This window comes from Bradyrhizobium sp. CAR08, assembly GCF_052871955.1.
Map to the genome: position 1 here is coordinate 207,369 of NZ_JBIXJX010000001.1, position 18,386 is coordinate 225,754.

The 18,386-nt window shown below is 64.8% G+C and carries 17 protein-coding genes; 12 read left to right on the forward strand and 5 right to left on the reverse strand.

Annotation, left to right across the window (positions count from 1 at the left end):
- Positions 1-64: 64 nt before the first annotated feature.
- Positions 65-1,729 carry an aminotransferase class III-fold pyridoxal phosphate-dependent enzyme gene (locus ACIPUD_RS00970; protein WP_085361428.1) on the reverse strand — a complete coding sequence of 555 codons (1,665 nt, stop codon included), beginning with the start codon at positions 1,727-1,729 and terminating at the stop codon, positions 65-67.
- Positions 1,730-1,764: 35 nt separating this feature from the next.
- Between ACIPUD_RS00970 and asd the strand changes: the two genes are divergently transcribed.
- Positions 1,765-2,628 (forward strand): archaetidylserine decarboxylase, encoded by an 864-nt coding sequence (gene asd / locus ACIPUD_RS00975; protein WP_085361427.1) that lies wholly within the window; start codon positions 1,765-1,767, stop codon positions 2,626-2,628.
- Positions 2,629-2,693: 65 nt separating this feature from the next.
- The gene (locus ACIPUD_RS00980; protein ID WP_085361426.1) at positions 2,694-3,260 is read left to right on the forward strand and encodes an NUDIX hydrolase; all 567 of its coding nucleotides are present in this window, start codon (positions 2,694-2,696) and stop codon (positions 3,258-3,260) included.
- A gap of 189 nt (positions 3,261-3,449) precedes the next feature.
- On the opposite strand, the gene ACIPUD_RS00985 is transcribed toward ACIPUD_RS00980, so the two are convergent.
- Positions 3,450-4,856 carry a FecR family protein gene (locus ACIPUD_RS00985; protein WP_085361536.1) on the reverse strand — a complete coding sequence of 469 codons (1,407 nt, stop codon included), beginning with the start codon at positions 4,854-4,856 and terminating at the stop codon, positions 3,450-3,452.
- A 319-nt stretch (positions 4,857-5,175) separates the two neighbouring features.
- Positions 5,176-5,946 carry a DUF2147 domain-containing protein gene (locus tag ACIPUD_RS00990; RefSeq protein WP_085361425.1) on the reverse strand — a complete coding sequence of 257 codons (771 nt, stop codon included), beginning with the start codon at positions 5,944-5,946 and terminating at the stop codon, positions 5,176-5,178.
- 193 nt (positions 5,947-6,139) lie between these two features.
- Here ACIPUD_RS00990 and ACIPUD_RS00995 point away from each other — a divergent pair, with 193 nt between their 5' ends.
- From ACIPUD_RS00995 to ACIPUD_RS01035, 9 genes are all read left to right on the forward strand, one after another.
- Complete coding sequence (locus ACIPUD_RS00995; protein ID WP_018454210.1) at positions 6,140-6,988, forward strand: DUF2147 domain-containing protein; 849 nt, start codon at positions 6,140-6,142, stop codon at positions 6,986-6,988.
- A gap of 305 nt (positions 6,989-7,293) precedes the next feature.
- Positions 7,294-8,484 (forward strand): extensin-like domain-containing protein, encoded by a 1,191-nt coding sequence (locus ACIPUD_RS01000; RefSeq protein ID WP_085361424.1) that lies wholly within the window; start codon positions 7,294-7,296, stop codon positions 8,482-8,484.
- 320 nt (positions 8,485-8,804) lie between these two features.
- Entirely contained in the window at positions 8,805-10,103 is a 1,299-nt protein-coding gene (locus ACIPUD_RS01005) for a M20 family metallopeptidase (protein ID WP_446479997.1), read from the forward strand.
- Positions 10,100-10,939, forward strand: coding sequence for an ABC transporter permease (locus tag ACIPUD_RS01010; protein WP_085349106.1), 840 nt, complete (start codon positions 10,100-10,102; stop codon positions 10,937-10,939). The genes ACIPUD_RS01005 and ACIPUD_RS01010 overlap by 4 nt, the downstream gene beginning before the upstream one ends.
- A gap of 29 nt (positions 10,940-10,968) precedes the next feature.
- Positions 10,969-11,976 carry a taurine ABC transporter substrate-binding protein gene (locus tag ACIPUD_RS01015; RefSeq protein ID WP_085349140.1) on the forward strand — a complete coding sequence of 336 codons (1,008 nt, stop codon included), beginning with the start codon at positions 10,969-10,971 and terminating at the stop codon, positions 11,974-11,976.
- Positions 11,977-12,038: 62 nt separating this feature from the next.
- Entirely contained in the window at positions 12,039-13,433 is a 1,395-nt protein-coding gene (locus ACIPUD_RS01020) for an amidase family protein (RefSeq protein WP_446479998.1), read from the forward strand.
- Between the two features lie 32 nt (positions 13,434-13,465).
- A complete protein-coding gene (locus ACIPUD_RS01025; protein WP_085349104.1) occupies positions 13,466-14,206 on the forward strand; it encodes a Crp/Fnr family transcriptional regulator in 741 nt (246 codons plus the stop codon).
- Positions 14,207-14,477: 271 nt separating this feature from the next.
- Entirely contained in the window at positions 14,478-14,666 is a 189-nt protein-coding gene (locus ACIPUD_RS01030; protein WP_085385390.1) for a hypothetical protein, read from the forward strand.
- Between the two features lie 226 nt (positions 14,667-14,892).
- On the forward strand, positions 14,893-15,678 hold the full coding sequence (locus ACIPUD_RS01035; RefSeq protein ID WP_446479999.1) for a potassium channel family protein: 786 nt from the start codon (positions 14,893-14,895) through the stop codon (positions 15,676-15,678).
- Between the two features lie 152 nt (positions 15,679-15,830).
- On the opposite strand, the gene ACIPUD_RS01040 is transcribed toward ACIPUD_RS01035, so the two are convergent.
- Both ACIPUD_RS01040 and ACIPUD_RS01045 read right to left on the reverse strand, forming a co-directional pair.
- A complete protein-coding gene (locus ACIPUD_RS01040) occupies positions 15,831-16,166 on the reverse strand; it encodes a DUF6665 family protein (protein WP_085361419.1) in 336 nt (111 codons plus the stop codon).
- Positions 16,167-16,219: 53 nt separating this feature from the next.
- Positions 16,220-16,855, reverse strand: a complete 636-nt coding sequence (locus tag ACIPUD_RS01045; protein ID WP_085385393.1) for a TetR/AcrR family transcriptional regulator — start codon at positions 16,853-16,855, stop codon at positions 16,220-16,222.
- A gap of 194 nt (positions 16,856-17,049) precedes the next feature.
- Between ACIPUD_RS01045 and ACIPUD_RS01050 the strand changes: the two genes are divergently transcribed.
- Positions 17,050-18,366, forward strand: a complete 1,317-nt coding sequence (locus tag ACIPUD_RS01050; protein ID WP_446480000.1) for an efflux RND transporter periplasmic adaptor subunit — start codon at positions 17,050-17,052, stop codon at positions 18,364-18,366.
- Positions 18,367-18,386 lie beyond the last annotated feature (20 nt).

The following is an 18,386-nucleotide window of genomic DNA, read 5'->3' on the forward strand; positions in this document are numbered from 1 at the left end:
AGCGGAAGCGACGCCGTCCTTCGGACGGCTGTGCCCGGCCATGACGCCGTTGGAGGAACCAGCCTCAGCGCCCGAAGCGCTTGGCCAGCATCTCTTTCAGGATCTGCCGCTTGATGGTCTTGTTGGTGAGGACGCCATCGTGCCACCAGAAGCCGTCGGCCTTCATCTTCTCGGCCGCGCGGACGAAACGCTCGGCGACCTCGGTGAAATCGGCGTCGGTGTAGTTCAGGCTGAAGATCAGCCTGCCGGTGCCGACCCAGCTCAAGGACAGGCCTTCGGCGCGCAGATAATATTGCAGCATCCAGTTGTAGCGGGACGGCGTGGTGTATTTCACCGTCCAGATCGACGAGAAATTTGCAAACCGCACCGGCAGGTCGGCATCGCTCATCATTCGGTTGAGCTTTTGCGCGCGGCCGTTCCAGGTCTCGTCCAGTCCGTCATAGACGGCGCGGAAATTCGGGCTGGCGAGCCGGCTCAGAAACTCATCCATCGCCGTCATGACGTAGGGGTGCGAGTTGAAGGTGCCGCGGGCGAAGCAGACGTCGGCGGGGCGGTCGTCGCGGAAGCGGCGCATCAGCTCGCGTTTGCCGCAGACGACGCCGACCGGCAGGCCGCCGGCGAGGCTCTTGCCGTAGGTCACCATGTCGGCCTTGACGCCAAAGTATTCCTGGGCGCCGCCGGCAGCGAGACGGAAGCCGACGAAGACCTCGTCGAAGATCAGCACGATGCCGCGCTCCGTGCAGACGTCGCGCAGCTTCTTGAGCCATTCGGTGTAGGCCGCGCGGTCGAAATTACCGCCCCGGGAGGAATCGACCAGCGAGGAATCGCCGGGCGCGTTGGCGTTCGGATGCAGGCCCTGCAGCGGATTGACCAGCACGCAGGCGATGTCCTTGCGCGTCCGCAGCACATGCAGCGTCTTCTCCGACATCTCGGCGAGGGTGTAGGTCTCGTGCGCAGGAATCGGATTGCCGACGCCGGGCTGCACGTCGCCCCACCAGCCGTGATAGGCGCCGGCGAAACGGACCAGATGCGTGCGCCTGGTGTGGTAGCGCGCGAGCCGCCCCGCCTGCATCACGGCTTCGGTGCCGGACATGTGGAAGGACACTTCGTCGAGGCCCGAGATCTGGCACAGCCGCGCCACGTTCTCGAGGATGACGGGATGGTAGGGTCCGAGCACCGGTCCGAGCGCGTGCGCCCGCTTCTCGGAGCCCTCGATGCACTCCTTGTAGAAGTCGTTGCCGAAGATGTTGACGCCGTAGGACCCCGTGAGGTCGTAGGAGGTGTTGCCGTCGACATCCGTAATGGTGACACCGCGCGACGACTCTACGAATGTCGAAGTGCCCAAATGCTCGCGGACGAGACGCGAGAACTGGAATGGCACGCGGTATGTTTCGGTGAAGTGCAGGTCGGAGATCTTTTCCGCCGCGTCCTTCGTCATCGCGCGGCCCTTGGGGTAGCGCTCGGCGTAGAGGCTTGCGAGGCGGAAGAAGCCGTCCCTGCGCAGGCCTGCGATGTTCGCCGGCGCGCCGTCGCAGGCGAAGTACGCATCGCCTTCGAATTCGTAGAACGGAAGCAGCTTTGCCACCCGGCGGGACATCTTGGAGTGCCCGGCGAGCGAGCGGTGCTTGGCGCGGGACAATTCGATCCGCGCCTTGATCTTCGGGAAGGCGGCGGCAGCGGACGCTGCGGCGGCCACGGACAAAGAAAGAATCGGGAGTGTCGTTTCCATGACAACAAGCGCTAATACTGTGAGCTGACAGATTCATGACAGTCAAAGCCCTCATCGCCTCTTTCACCCAGCAGGAAGACCTCAACTTCCTGTTGACCAACCGCATCCCGCGCGCCGCGTTGACCCGGTTCATGGGCTGGTTCTCCAAGATCGAGAACCCGCTGGTGCGGGACGGCTCCATCGCGCTGTGGAAGCTGTTCTCCGACCTCGATCTCACGGAGGCGCGCAAGACCCATTTCCGGAGCCTGCACGACTGCTTCACCCGGGAGCTCAAGCCCGGCTTGCGGCGCTTTGATCCGGACCCCTCCATTGTCGCCAGTCCGTCCGACGGCATCGTCGGCGCCCATGGCCGGATCGCCGATACCGAGCTGTTCCAGGTCAAGGGCGCGCCGTACTCGCTGCTCGATCTGCTGGGCGATTCCGTACTGGTCGACCAGCACCGCAACGGCTCCTTCGTCACGCTGCGGCTGACTTCAAGCATGTATCACCGCTTCCACGCGCCTTATGACGCGCATATCGAGCGCGTCACGCTGATCCATGGCGATGTCTGGAACGTCAACCCGATCGCGCTAAAGCGCGTCGAGCGCCTGTTCTGCAAGAACGAGCGCACGGTGATCCGCACGCATTTGTCCACCGGCGAAGCTGTGACACTGGTGCCGGTCGCCGCGATCCTGGTGGCAAGCATCCGCCTGCACTTCCTCGACATGGTGCTGAATGCGCAGACCAGGGGGCCGGTCAATTTTCCCTGCGACGTCAACGTGAGCAAGGGCGAGGAGCTCGGCTGGTTCGAGCACGGCTCGACCATCATCATCCTCGCGCCCGGCGATTTCACCTTCTGCGACGGCATCGCCGAAGGCACGCGCATTCGCGCGGGTCAAGCGTTGCTGAGAAAAAACTAGCCTTCAATCTGCCGGGTCGGCCGCCTATATCGTTCGTGGGGACGTCTACGACGACGGATTGGGTGATGGCGCGGGCGCCGGTCATGGCGGCGGGTGGTATTGTGCTGCGGCGAGGTGCGCCGCCGCTGATTGCCGTCGTGCGCCAGCGCAAGCGCAACGAATGGGTTTTGCCCAAGGGCAAGCTCGACGACGGCGAAACGCCGAGAGAAGCCGCGCATCGCGAGGTGCTGGAAGAGACCGGCCACGACGTCGCCATCCACGAATTCCTGGGTACGCTCGTCTATCAGTCCGGTGGCCGCTCCAAGGTCGTGCATTTCTGGCGCATGGAGGCCGGGGGCGGTCCCGTCCGCAAGCTGATGAACGACATCAAGGCGGTCGACTGGCTGCCCCTGGAAGACGCGCTCGCGCGCCTGTCGCGCGAGTATGAGCGGGTGTTCCTGACCCAGGTTGGCCCGATCGCGCTCGCCGCGGCGGGGCTTACATCTTCGCCTGCGCCCGAGCCGCCACCGCTGGCGACCGACGATGTCGATGCGGCTTTGCAGACACTGACACCGGCTGAAGCAGCCTCGGTGGGCGAGTTGCGGCACGGTCTGTTGCAGAAGATGAAAGCCTGGCTACGCGGAGAGGCGTGAGTTTTCTTCACCTCGCCCCGCGTTGACGGTGCACCCTCGCCCCTTGTGGGAGAGGGTGGCTCGCCGCGAAGCGGCGAGGCGGCTGAGGGGTGTCTCTCCACGCGCGAAGCTGTCGCAATGGATTCGCGGTGAGAACCCCTCATCCAGCGCTTCGCGCCACCTTCTCCCACAAGGGGAGAAGGAAGAAAGTCATCGCCGCTCCTTCTCCTTCGGAACTGGAGCTGGCCTTCGCGGCGCTGCGGGGCGTTGTGCGGCGGGGAGGCGCTGCTGGAATCCGCCCGGGCGCTGCATGCCCGGCTGTTGAGCAGCGGGCGGCTGGCCGGGCTGCATGCCGGTGCGCGGAAGTTGCGGCTGCGGACCGGGCTGCTGTTGCGTGCCGCCCGGCTGCGGCGGCGCGACTCCGCCGGGCTGCGGCGGAATCTGCCCACCGCGCTGCGGCTGGTTTTGTGGCGTGCCGTTAGGCTGCGTGCCTTGCCCGATGCGCGGCGTACCTCCCGCCGGTCGCCGAGCGCCTTGCTGTTGCTGACCTTGACCCACGCGCGGCGCGCCTGGTTGCACTGCGCCGCCTTGGCCCTGCCGCTGCGGCTGGGCGCCTTGACGGCCTGGCGTGCCTGGCTGTTGCTGCCCTGGACGGTTGTTCTGACCGGGTTGGCCGTTCGGCCGCTGCGGCTGTTGTCCGGGCGCCGTGTTCGGCCGCAATTGCTGTTGCGGCGGCTGGAACGGCCGCGGAATGCGCGGGCTCGCGGTCGGATTGGCGCGGCGGAAGTCGCGCTGCTCGGTGACGATCTGCCGGCCCGTGGTTTGCGCCAGATGCACCTGGCTGACGAAGCCGCGGTCGCGCGCGATCTGCTGTGGCGCTATCGTGATCGGCACCGCGGCAAAGCGCATGACCCCGGCAGCGGCCGCGCCCGGCCGGATCGCAAAACCGCTCGCGCCTTGGGTCAGCGCGCCGAGCCGCGTCCCGCTCGTGCGGTCGTCGACGTCGATGTGTCCGACCCGTCCGTCGGCATCGGGATAGAGCTTGATGTTGACGTTGTTGGTCTTGTTCGCGGCCGCGCCTTCCGGCACCTCGACCACGCCCGTGGTGCCGCGGATGCCGAGCGTGGCCGTCGGCGTCGTGATCCTCATGTCGCCGGTCTTTGCCACCGCCGCCGCGACGAAGGCGACCGTGCCCTTGCCGATGTCGAAGATGCCTGTGTTGTGCTTGCCGCCGTCCTCATAGACGTAAGTGTCGATGGTGATCTTCGTGCTGGCGGAGAGGTTGAACGTGGTCGCGTCGTCGAAGGTGATGCCGAGCGATGAGTTCGACGAAGTCTGCACGACGTCGTTGAGATAGATGTCGTCGCGCACGCGCAGCGGATAGGAATTTTTGTCGCGGATCACGGTCGCGATGCCCGTCACCGTCGCAACGTTGCCGATCGGCTCGACGGCAGCGGGCTGCGCCTCGGTCGCGGGAGCGGGCGAAGCCGATGGCGTCGGCGAAGGGGCGGGCGACGGCTGCGCTTCTGGCTGCGCCTGCGCAAGCTCGATCGCATCGAATCCGAACGCAACGCTCGCGCCGGCCGGCGGCGACGCCAGCAGCACAAGCGCGAACATGAAGCGGCGCCAGGCCACGGTAAGAGTCACGAAGAATCCCGGTGAGAGATCGACCGATATCAGCCGCGTACAGCTGAACGGCGGATGAATGTCTATCGCACGGAGGCGGTGAACGTTCAAACGGTACGCGATGCTAGCTTGCGGCCAAGCCTCTCCACCGTCATGGCCGGGCTTGCCCCGGCGATCCACGCCTTGAAGCGCGGGACTAAGAACGTGGATGCCCGGGCCTTCGCCTCGCCGAAGCGGCTTCGGCCGCGCAGGCGGGACAAGCCCGGGCATGACGAAGAATGTGCATGTGTTGGAGACGACGCCTGCGGCGTCAGCTCACGCGCTTCCAGGTCTGGCCGCCGCAGAACATGCCGCCGAAGGCGCAGCCCTGCACGCGCATTGCATTCGGGCCCTTCATCGCGATCGTCGAGTCGTAATTGCGGCCGGAGTCGGGATCGTGGATACGGCCGCTCCACTTCGCGCCGTCGGGCTTCATGTTGATCAGGATGCGCTCGTTGGTCTTTGCGGCGTAGCCGCAGAGATTGACGCCGCACTGTTCGACGCGGACATTGCCCTTGTTCTCTTCGGTGGCCCAGACGCCGATCGGTGTGTTGGCAACCGCGACAGGCACGGCGGGCACCGGGGCCGGAGCAACCGCGACCGGCGCGGGCGCAGGAGCGGGAGCCGCAACGGGCGCGGTCTGCGTCGTGGCGTCGTAACCGACGGACGGAACAGCGGCAACCGTCGTGCTCGGTGCCGCGATAGCCGGCGCTGCCGGCGCAGTCGCCTGCACCGGGGGCTGCTGCACGGGATGCTGCTGCACCGGAGCCGGCGCGGGCTGCGCGGTCGTGGCAGGAGCCGGCGTGGTGTCGACGTCATCGTCTTTGGAGCCAAGACCCTTGAGGTTGATGTTGTTCAGCTTGATCGGCTTGTCCGAGAGGCCCGGCGCGACGATGGTCACGCAATTGAGCGAGGCGCAGTTGCGTGGCGTCTCGATGCGGATGTTCTGGCCTTCGATCTGGAACGAGATCGCATTGCCGGCATGCGCGGCGGCGGTGGACGCGAGGAAGAGGGCGGTGGCGGCGATGGTGAGCTTGTTCATGACAACCTCCGAAGATGTGTGGTCCCGATGGGACTGAAGTCGCGGGTGGATGAAGCGTGGTTCGACCCTACGCCGGGCTGGCCGGACGTTCTGTGATAGACGTCACAACGGCTCGCCGCGGCTGGGTGACGCAGCGCACATTCGGTCGCGATTCCATTTGCGTAACGTCGTCGCCACACAGAGGGAGGCGCCGATGACGCGGCTTGTGACTTCGCTTGGCACATTGATCGCGCTGCTGGCGATTGCGCCCGCAGCCGAGGCCGGGTCTTACGCGTTCTCGATTGGCGGTCATCGATTTCAGGTCGAGGCGCCCAGGAATTGCCGATCGGCTTCCTGTGTCTCGGTTTCCTCCCATCGCAGCTTTCGGCCTGACGTCGACACGACGCCAGCCCCTGCGCCGGTGCTTCCGCCGCCGCAGCCGCTCTATCCCGTGGCTCCGGTCAGGCCAGCGCAAGCGATTGCGGTCGCGCCTGCGACGGCGCAGACGGCTCCTGTCCTTGCCTCAACGACCTCGCAGCCAATTGTCCTGCCGCAGGCGCCAAGCTCCAATCCGCCACGGGTGGAGCTACCGCAGACGGATCCGCCGAAGACCGTCGCGCTCGATCCGCCGCGCATGGAGGCACCCGTCGTCGCGCCAAGGCCGCAGCTCGAGCAGGCCGTGACGAGCCCTGAGCGCGGCGACGACGAACTCTCCTATTTGCCGCTCGGCGAATGGGAGAGCGCAGGCGCCAAGGGCACGGTCCGCATCGAACGCTGCGGTCCTGCACTGTGCGGCTTCGCGCTGACTGAAGCATCGACCAGGGGCGAGAGCGTGCTCGTCAACATGAAGCCGAAAACGCACGACGTCTGGACCGGCAACATCTACAGCCGCTCCAGCGGCAGTACCTATTATGCGAGGATGACGCTGAAGAGCTCCGGCAAGCTTCACGTCGAAGCCTGCGCACTGGGCCATTTCTGGTGTTCCGGCAACGACTGGACGCGAGCCGAAGAGCGGCCGGAGAAGCTGATCACGACGTCGCGGCAGTGGAGCGCGCGGTCGTAAGGGAAGCGTTCGATACCTCCGGCTGAAGCCGCTAGATCATGCCGAGCACGATGGCACCGACAAAGGCCATGGCGAGGTACGCGGTGATAACGCTCAGTCTCCCGGCGAACGTCATGAGGTCGCTCCCGCTGTCGCGCCGCCTTGCGCGAGAGGATCATGGTTAACAGAGAGTCTCTTTTCGAAAAAGTCAGCCTTGCTGTCGCTCGTCACCGGCAGCGCTCCTGCTGGCGCCGGCCGACATGGTTAAAGAACACTGAAATCAACACGTTGAAGAGTCTTTAAGTAAATTCACCGAACGTGCGTGCATGACGCGCGGAGTTCGTTTGTATCTCGTCGGCTCCATCGTCCTTGTTTCGTTAGCGGGTTGCGGACGCGGCGTCTTCCAGGCCGAACGTGAACCGTGGCGGGCCGAGGCCGAAGCCGCATGCCTGAAATCAGGCGCGGTGAAAGAAGGGCCGGATCTCGTCCGCATCGACCCGATTTCCGGGCCGGGCATGTGCGGCGCGGAGTTTCCGCTCAAGGTCGCCGCCCTCGGCGAAGGCTCGAGCAGTTACGGCTTTGCCGATGAGGATTTGCGACCACCCGGGAGCATCGGCAACCAGCCGCGCTGGCCGGTGACGCAGCCCCGATCGAATTACCCGCAAAGCCAGAACTATCCGCAACGCTCGAACTATCCCGAGAGCGCGGTGCGGCAGCCTTCCGGCTATGGCGCTTCGCCTGGCCCGATGCCGTTGAATGCGCCCGGCGTGGCGCAGCAGGAGGACGAGATCGATTTGCCGCCCGAGGGCACCGATGCCGCGGGCGCGTCGCGCTACATGAATGCGCCGAGCTATCCAGCGCGGCCGGCGCCGTATTCGCAGGCGCCCGCGCAGCAACCGCCGCCGCGTCTTGGTCCGGCACGGGGCGATCCCGTCACCGCCGTCGGCCCTGTTGCGATCAAGCCGGTTGCGACGCTGGCCTGTCCGATCGTATCCGAGCTCGACCGCTGGCTCGCCGACACCGTGCAGCCCTCGGCGATGCGCTGGTTCGGCACCCGCGTCGCGGAGATCAAGCAGATCTCCGCCTATTCCTGCCGCGGCATGAACGGCAATTCGCATGCCCATATTTCCGAGCACGCCTTCGGCAATGCGCTCGACATCGCCGCCTTCGTGCTCGCCGACGGCCGCCGCGTCACCGTGAAGGATGGCTGGCGCGGCATGCCGGAAGAGCAGGGCTTCCTGCGCGACGTGCAGTCGGGCGCGTGCGTGCATTTCACCACGGTGCTGGCGCCGGGCTCGAACGTCTATCATTACGATCACATCCACGTCGATCTGATGCGCCGCGCCAGCCGCCGGCTGATCTGCCAGCCCGCCGCCGTCTCCGGCGAAGAGGTCGCCGGGCGCGCGGGCGGGCGCAATCCCTATGCGAATGCACGCGATCCCTCCGTGACCGGCTCGCTGGGTACGCGCAAGAGCATGGCGCGAAAGCACGAAGAGGACGAGTACGCCGACGATTGAGGATTGCGCGTGGCCCGTAGCCTGGATTACGGGCGGCGCAATCCAGGCAAGGCGTTCCCGCATTCCGCTTCGCTCCATGCGGGCTACGACCCCATGCCGGCCCGCCTCGCGCTGAGCCCTGCCTGTTCAGTCGACGCCGCGTCTTTGGCAGAGCGCATCTCGGGCGCAAAAATTTGCGCACGCGCAAATCTCGCCTAAGCCATTGAAATCATCAATACAATCCTGCCGTGACGGGCTTTTCCCGCAGTTGGCACGGTCGCTGCAATGAGGAGGCCGCCACGAAGCGGCGCTGCCGGCGCCGTGAGCCAGCGGATCCCGTCATGCAGATGCCTGTCAGCCCTCCTTATTCGGATCTCGAACAGCGCGTGCTGTCGCGCATCACGGAGGAGCGCTGGCTTGAGCTGGCATCCGAGCTGATCCGCACCGGTCAGCCCCGTTCCGGCAATCCGCTGGATCCCGATTTGCCGCCCGCCGAGGAAGAGGCGATCTCGATGCTGGTCGCGGGCAAGCTCGAAGCGCTCGGCATGGAGGTCACCAAGCACAGCGCGCAGCCGCACCGGCCGAACGTGCTCGGCGTGCTCAAGGGACGGGACGGCGCCCCCTCGCTCATTCTCAACGACCATCTCGACACCTATCCTGCCGTCGAGCCCGAGAAATGGCACATGACGGATTTCGATCCGTTCAAGGCGACGCGCCACGGCGATCTGCTCTATGCGCGCGGCACGTCCGACACGCGCGGAAACCTCGCTGCATCCTTGCTCGCAGTGCAGGCCCTGACCGAAGCGGGCGTGAAGTTCGATGGCACCTTGATGTGCTGCTACACCGTCGATGAGGAGCGGAACGGCACCGAGGGCTCCATCTACATGCTGAACAAGGTCGGCCTGACCGCCGACTACGAGATCACCGCCGAGCCGACCGCCTGGGGTGACGTCAACAAGGACTGGGGCATGAACCTGTCGGTGGCCAATTCCGGCCACTGCCTGATCGAGCTCACCGTTCACGGCATCAAGTCGCACATCTGGCGGCCGGACATCAGCGTCAACGCCATCATGGAAGCGGCAAAGCTGTTGCCGAAACTGAAGGACATGGCGTTCACGCATGTCCCCAGCAAGTTCATGGGACATACGCCGCCCTGCTGCGCCGTGGTGCGCATTCGGTCCGGCCTGCCTGGCGAGATGCAGTTCTCGCCGGATGCCTGCACCATCACGCTTGCCGTGGTCGGCATCGTGCCCGGCATGACGCTGTCGAGCGTGATTGCGGATATCGAGCGTCTCGGACGGGACACTTTTGGGGGCGTGAACGACGTCAAGGTGGAGGTGCGCCAGGTGCCGGGCTCGCTGTTCGTCAACGCCACCGAACCGGTGCCAATCGAGGAGGAGCCCTGCCGCTCCCTCCGCGCGGTTTACCGGCGTCTGATGGGCCGCGAGCCCGGGGTCAACCGCAAGAATGCCTTCAACGACACGATCCGCTTCCGCGAAGCTGGGATCAATGCGGTGACGTTCGGTCCCGGAGAAGACGGCTGGGCCGTCGACAACGAGAACATCTCGATCACCAAGTCGGTGATGGCGACGCGGATCTACGCGCTGACCATCATGCAGATCCTGGGAGTGCGGACATGAGCGTCGAGGCGACCCACATGACGATTCCAATCTCGCCGGATCGCACCCGACGCGGCAGCTTCCGGCTGCGGCTTCCGAAGGTCTCGCGATCGGTGCTGCTCTCGACGCTGACCGTGGCCGTGCTGCTGGCCGGCTGGGCCATCGTCACGGAGATGGGCTGGGCCAACGAGCTGTTCCTGCCGAAGCCGCAGGCGGTCTGGGCCGCGTTCGTCAAGACGATGACGAAGGGATATCAGGGCGCGACCCTGCTTCAGCATCTCGGCGCAAGCCTCTATCGCATCCTCACGGCCTTCACGCTGGCCTGCCTGATCGGCATCCCGCTCGGCGTCCTCATGGGCGTGTCGCGCAACGCGCGCGCGCTGCTCAATCCGCTGATCGAGTTCTACCGGCCACTGCCGCCGCTCGGACTTTATACGCTGCTGGTGATGTGGCTCGGCATCGGTGAGAGCTCGAAGCTGTCGCTGCTGTTTCTTGCCGGTTTGCCGGGCATCGTCATCTCGACCATCCAGGCCGTCACCAGCGTGGACCCGGTCTATGTGCGCGCCGCCCAGTCGCTCGGCGCGACCCGGCGCCATTTGCTGTTTCACGTCTATTTGCCGGCGGCGGGACCGCTGATTCTCGCCGGCATGCGCATCTCGCTCGGTTTCACCTACACCGTTCTCGTCGCCGCCGAAATCGTCGCGGCCTCCGCCGGCATCGGCTGGATGATCTGGGACGCCGCAAAGTTCCTGCTGTCCGACGTCGTGATCATGGGGCTGATCGTGCTCGGTCTCACCGGCGTCGTGCTCGACCTCATGATGCGCGGCATCGCGAAACTGTTGATGCCGTGGGCCTGAATCCAATTCTGATCGTAGGGGAGACCTCCATGAAGAGACTGATTGCGACGCTCGCGGTAACCACGTTGGCGCTCACGGCCGCAGTCCGCGCCGAGGACAAGCCGGCGAAGGTGACCGTCGGCTATCTGAACCTGGTGAATGCGCAACTGGTCACCAAGCATCTTGGCCTGCTCGCCAAGGAGATGCCGGGCGTCGACATCAAATACGTCAAGATCGGCGGCGGCGGCGACATGCTGCGCGCGATCGCCGGCAACGATGTCGACTTCGGCGGCCTCGGCAACCCGCCGACCGCGATCGGCGCGACGCGCTCCCTGCCGATCAAGGGCATCCTGGTGATCAACATGCTCGACTACGTCGAGTCGATGGTGGTCCGCGCCGACAAGAACATCACCTCGCTCAAGGACCTCAAGGGCAAGACCGTGGCGGCGCCGTTCGGCTCCACGACGCACTACCTCCTGCTCCAGGCGCTCAAGGAGGAGGGTGTCGATCCCGCCTCGATGAAGATTCTGGACCTCGCGCCGTCGGACATCGCGGCGGCCTGGCTTCGCGGCGACATCGACGCGGCCTGGTTCTGGGAGCCGAATCTCGGCAAGGCGGTGAAGAACGGCGGCAAGATCCTCGTCACCTCGGGCGAGATGGCCAAGCGCGGCTACCCGACCTGGGACATCGGCGTCGTCATGAACGCGTTCGCGGAGAAGTATCCGTCCTACGTCGACAAGTTCATCAAGGCCGAATGCGAAGGCATCGATTTCTGGCTGAAGAACCCGGAGAAGACTGCCGAAATCATCGCGGAAGAGCTTTCGCTGCCTCTCGAGGACGCGCAGCGAATGATGAAGGGCACCGGGATGATCCCCTGCAGCACGCAGCTCACGGAGGAGTATCTCGGCACATCCGCGAAAAAGGGCAAGTTCGTCGACACGCTGATCTCGACCGCCGATTTCCTGGTGAAGCAGGAGCGCTTGCCGAAGCTGCTGCCGCGCGCCGACTTCGAAGCCTTCATCCAGCCCGCCTATCTGGAGAAGGTGATCGGCCGCTAGGGTCGGTGCCGGCGGGCTTGCCTCGCCGGCACATTGTCAATTCCTGCAAGCACGTGACCGACATGAATCTCGCACCTCGCCACCTCCGCGCCGCCTATCGCAGCGGCGAGCTCAAGCCGTCCGATGTCGCCGCGCACTTGTTGTCGCGCCTCGATGACGCCGACCAGAGCGGCGTCTGGATCTCGACGGCAAATCCCGAAAGCGTCATGGCAAGGGCCCGCGCGCTCGATGCGCGCATTGGCGAGATCGGCGAACTGCCGCTCTACGGCCTCGTGTTCTCGGTCAAGGACTGTATCGACGTGGCCGGCGAGCGGACCACCTCGGCCTGCCCGGAATTCGCCTACACCGCGAAAGACACGAGCCCGGTTGTTGCCGACGCCATCGCCGCCGGCGCGATCTATCTCGGCAAGACCAATATGGATCAGTTCGCGACCGGCCTCGTCGGCGTGCGCTCGCCCTATGGCATCGCCCGCAACCCGCACAACCCCGACTACATCCCCGGCGGCTCCAGCTCGGGCGCAGCGGTATCGGTCGCGACGGGCACCTCGTCCTTTGCGTTCGGCACCGATACCGGCGGATCGGGCAGGGTGCCGGCGTCCTATTGTGGCGTGACCGGCTTCAAGCCGGCGCCCGGCGCCTTCAGTCAGCGCGGCATGGTCTACGCGTGCCGTAGTTTCGATACCATCTCGCTCTACACGCGCGATCCCCGCGACGGCCACGAGATCTATCGCGTGTTGGCGCGGCGCGACGTCGAGGACTGTTTTTCACCGGTGGATTCCGCCGGATGGACGGAGCAGGCATCTCCGGCGCGGCCGCTCAACATCGCAACGCCGCGTCCGGATCAGCTCAGGTTCTTCGGCAATGCGGAGACGGAGGCGCTGTTCGGCGATGGACTCCGCAAGCTGCGGCAGCTCGATCTGTCGGTCGCATTGGTCGATTTCGCGCCGTTCATTTCGGTCAACGATTTGATGTTTTTCGGACCTTTCCTCGCCGAGCGGGACGTCTCGGTCGGCGCATTCCTCGACGCCAACCCGGAGGCGGGCGTGAAGATCGTGCGCGACCTCGTCATCGGCAGCCGCAAGTTCACGGCGGCCGACGCCTATCGTGCGCTCTACAAGGTCAAGGAGGTCCAGCGGTCGCTGCGCGATTTCTGGCAAGTTCATGATGCGCTGGTCGTGCCGACGGTCGGCACCGTGCTGAGCATCGACGACGTCGCGCGCGATCCGCTGACGGCCAACTTCAACAACGGCTATTACACCAACTACGCCAACCCGCTTGGGCTGGCCGCCATCGCCGTTCCGAACGCCGTCACCGCAGCCGGCGTGCCCTATGGCATCACGTTCCTGGCGCCGGCCGGCCGGGAGCGCCTGCTCACCGATCTGGCTTGCGCTTTCATGGGGGCTTCGGCCGAGCCAGAACATCTGCGCCGCGTTGCAATCCGAGCGGAGACCTCCTAGCCTTCGAGCCGTCACTCGAAGGGAGACCGATCGTGGGGCGCAGCGATGCGCATGAGGTGGCCGATCCAGCTGAGCCGCGCGCCGACCTGCCACGGCCCGGGACCGGACGTTATGTGCTGAAGGCATTGGACAAGCCCGATCTGGAGCTGGTGATGCGAACCGGCAGGCTCGCGACCTACCAGAACCGCGAATATCTGCTGCGGGAGGGCGAGCCCGCAAACGGCATCCACATCATCCTGAACGGGATCGTCGAAAGCACCCATGCCGGCACGCAGGGGCGCGAACTGATGCTGTCGACCTGGGAGGCCGGCGACTTCGTCGGCGCGCCCTATATCCTCGGCGATCACCGCCACAGCTGGTCGGCCCGCGCGCTCGGGCGCGTCGAAGCACTGCATCTCGACCAGGATGCGGTCCGCCGGTTGATCGCGCAGTCGCCGCCGTTCGCAGTCGCGCTGATCGAGTGCCTCGGCTTCAAGGGCGAGACCTATTCGATGCTGGCGCAGACGCTGGCCGGGCAGAAGGCGGCGGAACGGTTGGTGCTGCTGCTGGTCAAGCTGTGCGAGAACGCGGCCCAGGACGAGAGCGGCCCGATATCGCTCGGCCGCATCACGCAGGCCAATCTCGCGCGCATGATCGGCGCGACGCGCCAGTCGATCAGCCTGATCCTCAGCCGCCTCCAGGACGACGGCATCATCTGGACCGGCCCGACCAAGATGGTCGTCAACGATCTCGCCGCGCTCCGCAAGCAGGTAGCAGTAGGCGTGGACCAGTAGGGTCAGCTTACCGACGCAACGGAAGTCTCCGCCTTGAGCATGATGGGCGCTTGTGACCGGAGCGCACATGCTGCTTGTAATCTTCGATAGTCCTTTAGCGCACAGGGACTGCGCGGCTCGTCTGACATCAGCTTTGGGCCAGCAAACGCACTAGCTTCAACCGAACTGGAACAATCTCCAAGCGATCCGGTTGAAGTTTGTTATGGCCAATCTGGGACAGGCACGGATTAGTCCTGGAGAAGCGTGTTGTTTATCAGGAAAGGTGCTTCACATGGATGACGAACGAAAATCGTCAAAAGCTGGGGAACGCGCCGCTGAAGGCCTGCGCGAGGCGGCTGCTAAGGACGAAGCGAAAAACGAGAGCAAGACGGGACACGATTTAGCGAAGGGCGCTGACCGCTTCGAAGAACGCTCCAAAAGCTCGGATGGAAGAAGCGCGGAAGAGAAACAAAAAGGGTGAATGTCTACAGCAGATCCGGCGCTGCGTTTCAGTGGAAGAAAGCAGGCGAACTTGGAGCCGATAGCATCGAGGTTGTGCCGACGACAATCCATCCCGGTAACAGCCACCTGACGCTTGTGCTGCGGACTGTCACGGAAGCGTCGACTAGCTCGAACTCGTCGCACTGACTTAGATCTCCCAGGGCGCGAGGTTGTCCCAGCTGCTATCATCTGTGCAAACTGCGAGCATGGCAGCTGTGAACCACACCTCCCTGAGAAGCCGCGTCCGTCGCCTCTACGAGGGTACAACGCCCAGCGCCGTTGGTTTCCGCTATGCTTTGCTCGCGTTTGATGTTGTGACCATACTGTTCATCATCGGGACGTCGTTCCTGCACCCCAGTGAGATCATCGAAACCTTCGACCTGCTATTCGGCGCAATGATATTGGCCGATTTTTCAGCACGGCTACTCGCCGACCGGCATCCGCTTCGAAAGTTCGGCCGCCTCTCGACATGGGCTGACATGGTCGCCATCGTTTCATTCCTGGCGCCCCTGCCTGGCGAGGCTGGCGGCTTTCTGCGGATTTTGCGGACGCTGGGAATGCTTCGTGACTACCAGATGCTCGCCAGGTTGCGCATGGATTCGTCGTTCTTCCGTCGCAACGAGGAGGTCATCTTTGCCGTCACCAATCTTGCGGTTTTCATATTTGTCATGACGGGGATAGTCTACGAGACCCAGAAGTTTCGTAACGATCAGATTCGGAATTATGCTGACGCGCTGTATTTCACTGTGACCGCGCTGACGACGACTGGCTTTGGCGATATCACCCTGCCAGGCACAATAGGTCGTTTGATAACCGTCGTGATCATGATTTTCGGCGTAACCCTGTTCTTCAATCTTGCGCGCGCATTGTTGAGTCCGAATAAGGTCAGATTTCCTTGCCCAACTTGCGGACTGCAGCGGCATGAGAGCGATGCCGTGCATTGCAAAGCATGCGGCGCTGTTCTCAATATTCCCGATGAAGGTTTGGCGTAGCTGTTGCTACCTCGGCGATCGAAACGTATTGCCATCATCAGAATCTGTGCCCAAGCGGCCATTCGACCATGGCCTCTTTCTAGGCGCTCGCAGCCATCGCAATCGTTGCCGTGGTAACGGCTGGCCTTGTCTAGCGCCCCGTAGAAATCATTTCAGGCCGGCTTCGACGCTGCCGGCACCAGCCCCATGCAGCACTGCACCTCGGCCGGGACATTGTAGGTCCGCATGATGTGGCGGCTGTCGCGCAAGCCGGATGCCTCACGCTGCACCACCAACATCCAGAGCGCGTGGCCGGCTTCCATCACCAGCTTGCGTCGGGCCGGCTGCATCGCGGCCGGCACCTCGGGGAGGGCATGGGCGGCGTCGAACTCGCGCAGGCGCGCCAGCGCCTGTTCGAGCGTGCGGCCCATCCGTCCGAGCGCGGAGGCCTGTTCCTGGACAATCTCGTAATGGAGGATATCGACGGGCGGGCGGAGATCACGGGACATGAGCCCGAATATAATGCCGCCGGAGCGGCCTGCAACGCAGGCCCGACTTGCCGCTACTTCGCCCCGTACGCCGCGAGGAACATCCGCGTCGCGCTGTCGACGACTTCGCTCATGCGCTCTTCCGACGGTGCGGGCGCGGCCTGGAAGACGAAGGGCAGGAACAGCGAGGCCTTGCACAGTTCCATGAACTGCGACGCCGCCAGATCGCAATCGTCGATTTCGAGATCGCCGGCGGCGGCGTGGGCTTTGAGATAGTCGGAGAGGCGGTTGATCGACTTGTCCAGCACCCGCGCATAGTAGCGGCGGCCGAGATCGGGCATTCGCTCGGCGATCGCCATCACGGTGCGGATCGCCGATCCGCCGCCGGGCCGGCACAGCAGACGGTTGTAGGCCCGGCCGAAATCCTTCAGCGTGGTTTCAACATCGCGTGCCGGATCGAAATTGAACGCGACCTGACCGTGCTGGAGCGCCTCCTGTTCGAGGATCGCTTCGAACAGCGCGCATTTGTCGGCGAAGTAGACGTAAAGCGTGCCCTTGGAGACCTGCGCCGCGCGGGCGATCTCGCCCATGCTGGCACCGTCAAACCCGAGATCCATGAACACCTTGCGGGCCCCGTCCAGGATCTGGCGGCGTTTGGAGCTGTCCTCCTCCTGGACGACGTGGAGATGTTCGCGGCCGGCTACAACCATTGGTTCAGGGTCTCGGAAAGTTTTTGCATCGGTCCAAGGTGATGAAACCGAAATAAAGGATCGGCCCAGTAGGGTCTGCCCGGGCATATTATCTATATTGACCGAACCGTTCGGTCAATGATATTTTGGGATAGGCGAGAGGGACCCGGCCGCAGGGCGGCCGTCCCTCATCGCGCTTTTTTGGGGAGGCCTCCATGGCCGTAGTGAGAGACCAGGCTGCGCGCGTCCTTCGCCCGGACGCCGTGGAGACGCCGACGCCCGCGGGTGGTGACGCTGCCACCGAGACGTCTGTGGCTCTCGCCGAGCAGTTGCGCTCTCATGTGGCCGAGGAAACCAAGCGCCGTCCCAGCGAGGCGCCGGAGAAGCCCGTGACCGACAAGCCGGCCGCAGCCCCAGACGCGCCCGCCGCCGGCGTGCCGAAGTCCGGCAAGCGCAAATTCGTGATGATGGGAGTAGGGCTCGTGCTGGCGCTCGCGGCCGCGAGCTATGCCGGCTATTACACGCTGGTCGGCCGCTTCTACGTCGCGACCGACGACGCCTATGTCCGCGCCAACAACACCATGCTGGGCGCGCGCGTTGCCGGACACGTCTCCTCGATCCTCGCCGGCGACAACACGACGGTGCGCGCCGGCGACATCGTCTTCCGCATCGACGACGGCGACTACAGGATCGCGGTCGACGCCGCCGCGACCAGGATCGCGACCCAGCAGGCCACCATCGATCGCATCGGCCGCCAGGTCGCGGCGCTCGACAGCCAGGTCGCACAGGCCAAGGCGCAGCTCGTCTCCGCGGAAGCCGGCCTCAAGCGCGCCGATCTCGATTATGAGCGCCAGCAGGCGCTGAGCAACAAGGGTTTTGCCTCGCGCGCCACCTTCGAGAGCTCCGAAGCCGGACGCGACCAGGGCGCCGCCGCGGTCAAGGCTGCGCAGGCCGCCTACGACGTCGCGCTCAGCAATGTCGACGTCGCCAAGGCGCAGCAGGCCGAAGCGCAGGCGCAACTCGCCGAGCTCAAGACCACGCTGGCCAAGGCCGAGCGCGATCTCGCCTTCACCGCGGTTCGTGCGCCGGTCGACGGCACGTTCTCGAACCGCCTCGTGAGTGCCGGCGATTTCGTCGCGGTGGGCCAGCGGCTCGGCAATGTCGTGCCGCTCGACAATGTCTATATCGATGCCAATTTCAAGGAGACCCAGCTCAAGCGCATCCGTCCCGGCCAGCCGGTGACGATCAAGGTCGATGCTTACGGCATGCGCAAGTTCTCCGGCGTCGTCGACAGCATCGCGGCGGGCGCGGGCTCGGTGTTCACGCTGCTGCCGCCTGACAACGCCACCGGCAACTTCACCAAGATCGTGCAGCGCGTGCCGGTCCGCATCCGCGTGCCGAAGTCGGTCGCGAAGCAAAACCTGCTCCGCGCCGGCATGTCGGTCACTGCGACCGTCGACACCAACAAGGGCGCGGCCGACGCCGACAGCGAGGTCGATCTCGACGACGCCACCATGATCCATCCGCAGTAGCGCGCCTGCGCCGCGAGGTC

Excerpts from the sequence above, each read along its gene's own strand:
- ACIPUD_RS00970 (WP_085361428.1), bottom strand. The coding sequence starts at position 1,729 with ATGGAAACGACACTCCCGATTCTTTCTTTGTCCGTGGCCGCCGCAGCG.
- asd (WP_085361427.1), top strand. The coding sequence starts at position 1,765 with ATGACAGTCAAAGCCCTCATCGCCTCTTTCACCCAGCAGGAAGACCTC.
- ACIPUD_RS00980 (WP_085361426.1), top strand. The coding sequence starts at position 2,694 with ATGGCGCGGGCGCCGGTCATGGCGGCGGGTGGTATTGTGCTGCGGCGA.
- ACIPUD_RS00985 (WP_085361536.1), bottom strand. The coding sequence starts at position 4,856 with ATGTTCGCGCTTGTGCTGCTGGCGTCGCCGCCGGCCGGCGCGAGCGTT.
- ACIPUD_RS00990 (WP_085361425.1), bottom strand. The coding sequence starts at position 5,946 with ATGAACAAGCTCACCATCGCCGCCACCGCCCTCTTCCTCGCGTCCACC.
- ACIPUD_RS00995 (WP_018454210.1), top strand. The coding sequence starts at position 6,140 with ATGACGCGGCTTGTGACTTCGCTTGGCACATTGATCGCGCTGCTGGCG.
- ACIPUD_RS01000 (WP_085361424.1), top strand. The coding sequence starts at position 7,294 with ATGACGCGCGGAGTTCGTTTGTATCTCGTCGGCTCCATCGTCCTTGTT.
- ACIPUD_RS01005 (WP_446479997.1), top strand. The coding sequence starts at position 8,805 with ATGCAGATGCCTGTCAGCCCTCCTTATTCGGATCTCGAACAGCGCGTG.
- ACIPUD_RS01010 (WP_085349106.1), top strand. The coding sequence starts at position 10,100 with ATGAGCGTCGAGGCGACCCACATGACGATTCCAATCTCGCCGGATCGC.
- ACIPUD_RS01015 (WP_085349140.1), top strand. The coding sequence starts at position 10,969 with ATGAAGAGACTGATTGCGACGCTCGCGGTAACCACGTTGGCGCTCACG.
- ACIPUD_RS01020 (WP_446479998.1), top strand. The coding sequence starts at position 12,039 with ATGAATCTCGCACCTCGCCACCTCCGCGCCGCCTATCGCAGCGGCGAG.
- ACIPUD_RS01030 (WP_085385390.1), top strand. The coding sequence starts at position 14,478 with ATGGATGACGAACGAAAATCGTCAAAAGCTGGGGAACGCGCCGCTGAA.
- ACIPUD_RS01035 (WP_446479999.1), top strand. The coding sequence starts at position 14,893 with ATGGCAGCTGTGAACCACACCTCCCTGAGAAGCCGCGTCCGTCGCCTC.
- ACIPUD_RS01040 (WP_085361419.1), bottom strand. The coding sequence starts at position 16,166 with ATGTCCCGTGATCTCCGCCCGCCCGTCGATATCCTCCATTACGAGATT.
- ACIPUD_RS01045 (WP_085385393.1), bottom strand. The coding sequence starts at position 16,855 with ATGGTTGTAGCCGGCCGCGAACATCTCCACGTCGTCCAGGAGGAGGAC.
- ACIPUD_RS01050 (WP_446480000.1), top strand. The coding sequence starts at position 17,050 with ATGGCCGTAGTGAGAGACCAGGCTGCGCGCGTCCTTCGCCCGGACGCC.